The following is a 3,020-nucleotide window of genomic DNA, read 5'->3' as shown; positions in this document are numbered from 1 at the left end:
CAGGAGGCGGCGCAGGAGCACCTCAAGCTGACGCCGCGCTACCAGATCGTCTCCGAGACGGGCCCGGACCACGAGAAGATCTTCGAGGTGGAGGTGGCGCTGGGCCCGGACGTGTACGCGCGCGCCAGTGGCCGCAGCAAGAAGGACGCCGAGCAGACGGCCGCCCATGGGGCCCTGGTGCTGTTGGACCGGGGGGAGAAGCCGGGGCAGGGGGCTTCCGAGCCACCGTCCGCCCCTGTTTCGGGTCCGAAGGACGACACCCCGGCCTGAAACTGCTTGGTTCACCCGGGGGTGACGAATAAGGTCCCGCGCCCACCGCTCTAGTGGGTTTCGACCCGGGAGGCACCATGGGAATGATGGACGAGGCGCGTGCGGGCAAGGATCTCTACGCCACCTTCGATACGACCGAGGGACAGATCGTGGTGAAGCTCTTGGCGAAGGACGCGCCGGAGACGGTGCAGAACTTCGTCGGCCTGGCCACGGGCGAGAAGGAGTGGACGCATCCCGCCTCGGGCGAGCGCATGGTGGGCAAGCCGCTCTACGACGGGACGATCTTCCACCGCTGCATCGGCGACTTCATGATTCAGGGCGGGGATCCGCTCGGTCGTGGCACGGGCGGCCCGGGCTACAAGTTCAAGGATGAGTTCCAGAGCGGCCGCCGTTTCGACAAGAAGGGCCTGCTGGCCATGGCCAACGCCGGCCCCAACACCAACGGCAGCCAGTTCTTCATCACCGTGGTGCCCACGCCGCACCTCACCAACCGGCACACCATCTTCGGCGAGGTCGTGAAGGGCCAGGACGTGGCCGATCGCATCGCCAACGAGATTCCCAAGGGCCCGGGGGACCGGCCTCGCACGGACGTGAAGATCACCAGGCTGACCATCTCGGCGTCGGCGCCGGCTTGAGCCGGACGAGCCGCCCAGGAGGCGGTTGCCCGGCTGCCCCGTAGGGCGCGAACGGGCTGGAAGCCTTAAGTAGTGAGCAGTTTTCCTGGGGTCCTCTTTCGAGGGGACCTTCAGATCACCTTCGACCTTCAGAAGCTAGATGGCTCCTCAGACACACCGCAGCGGGTTCGCCGCGCTCATTGGCCGGCCGAACGTGGGCAAGAGCACGCTGCTCAATCAACTCACCGGCGAGAAGCTCGCCATCGTCTCCCCCAAGCCGCAGACCACCCGGAACCGGATTCTGGGCGTGGTGTCGCGGCCGGAGGGGCAGGTGGCCTTCCTCGATACGCCCGGCATCCACCAGGCCAAGGGCGAGCTCAACCGGTACATGGTGGACGTGGCCCTTCATGCGGCGGACGAGGTGGACCTGGTCCTCTTCGTCATCGAGCCGACGCCCGCCGAGGTCCCCTCGGTGGGACCGGGCAACCGCTTCATCCTCGAGCGGCTGCAGAAGACGAAGAAGCCCACCTTCCTGGTCATCAACAAGATCGACACGGTACCCAAGACGGTGCTGCTGCCGCTCATCGACCTGTACCGGCGGGAATTCCCCTTCGCGGAGGTGGTGCCCATCTCCGCGAGGGAAGACGACGGAGTGGAGCAACTCTTCCAGGCGGTGCTCCAGCACCTGCCCGAGGGAGAGGCGCTCTTCCCCGAGGACGTGCTGACGGACCAGGCGGAGAAGACGCTGGTGGCGGAATACGTGCGCGAGCAGGTGCTTCGGCACTGCCGGCAGGAGATTCCGTACTCCACGGCGGTACTGGTGGACTTCTTCGACGAGTCCGAGCGCGAGCCGCCGCCTGGAACGCCCCCCGGCAAGCTTGCGGGCCTCATCCGGATTGCCGCCTCCATCTACGTGGAGCGTGACAGCCAGAAGGCCATCATCATCGGCAAGCAGGGGCAGATGCTGAAGACGATCGGGACGGACGCGCGCAAATCCATCCAGCGCTTGCTGGGGACGCACGTGTACCTCTCGCTACGGGTCCGGGTGGAGCCTCGCTGGAGCGAGCGTCCCGAGGGCCTCAAGAAGCTGGGTTACGAGTAGGTAGGAAGCCATGAAGCCGTTGGTCGCAATCGTGGGTCGCCCGAACGTGGGTAAGTCCACGCTCTTCAATCGCCTCGCCCGGCGCCGCATCGCGCTGGTGGAGGACGTGCCCGGGGTGACCCGGGATCGGCATTACTGGGACATCGAGTCCGAGGGGCGCGAGCTCACCATCATCGACACGGGCGGTTTCGTGCCCGGTGAGAAGGACGCGCTGCTTCAGCAGGTGCGCGAGCAGGCGCAACTGGCGGTGGAGGAGTGCGACGTCATCATCTTCGTGACGGATGCCCGGGCCGGCCTCACCGCGTCGGATCAGGAGGTGGCCACCTACCTGCGCCAGAGCGGCAAGCCGGTGGTGGTGGCGGCCAACAAGCTGGACAACGAGTCGCAGACGCTCCAGGCGCACGCCGCCGAGTTCTTCCGGCTGGGCCTGGGCGACGTGTTCCCCATCTCCGCCGAGCATGGCCTGGGCGTGGGCACGATGATGGAGACGGTGGTGGGCAAGCTGCCGCCCCCGTCGCCCGAGGAACTCGAGGCCAAGGCGAAGGCCGAGCGGCTCGAGCAGGCCCTGGAGGACGCCGAGGAGTGGGGAGAGGAGGCCCCCGAGGCCGAGGAGGGCGCGGAGGAGGCCCCCGCCGAGGAGGAGAAGGAGGATCGTCCCATCCGGGTGGCCATCATCGGCCGGCCGAACGTGGGCAAGAGCACCCTGGTCAACGCGCTGCTGAAGCAGAAGCGGGTGGTGGCCAGCGAGATCCCGGGCACCACGCGGGATCCGATCGACTCGGCCCTCACGTACAAGGACCGGCAGATCGTCCTGACGGACACCGCGGGCATCCGGCGCAAGAAGACGATTGCCCACAAGGTGGAGATGTTCTCGGTGGTGGCGGCGCTGAAGGTGATCGATCGCAGCGACGTGGCGGTGCTGCTGATGGACGCCACGGAGCCGGCGGTGGATCAGGACGCGAAGCTGGCCGGCATCGCCGAGGAGAAGGGCCGCGCGCTGGTCATCGTGGTGAACAAGTGGGATCTCATCAGCA

At 67.2% G+C, this 3,020-nt stretch carries 4 protein-coding genes; all 4 read left to right on the top strand.

Translation table 11 applies throughout. The features are described 5' to 3' along the window. Positions 1-270: putative dsRNA-binding protein (locus VF794_RS25645; protein ID WP_331114805.1), on the top strand; the 270-nt coding region annotated here is incomplete at its 5' end. A 77-nt stretch (positions 271-347) separates the two neighbouring features. Continuing rightward, positions 348-905 carry a peptidylprolyl isomerase gene (locus tag VF794_RS25640; protein ID WP_331114803.1) on the top strand — a complete coding sequence of 186 codons (558 nt, stop codon included), beginning with the start codon at positions 348-350 and terminating at the stop codon, positions 903-905. Positions 906-1,044: 139 nt separating this feature from the next. Further along, positions 1,045-1,986: a GTPase Era gene (gene era, locus VF794_RS25635; protein WP_331114801.1), complete on the top strand. Its 942-nt coding sequence runs from the start codon at positions 1,045-1,047 to the stop codon at positions 1,984-1,986. Between the two features lie 10 nt (positions 1,987-1,996). Further along, positions 1,997-3,020 (top strand): ribosome biogenesis GTPase Der (der, locus tag VF794_RS25630; protein WP_331114799.1); only part of this gene is annotated, 1,024 nt, incomplete at its 3' end.

It is taken from the genome of Archangium sp., from assembly GCF_036389735.1.
In the GTDB taxonomy this organism is placed as follows: Bacteria; Myxococcota; Myxococcia; order Myxococcales; family Myxococcaceae; genus Archangium.
This window is presented reverse-complemented; position numbering and strand designations above follow the sequence as displayed.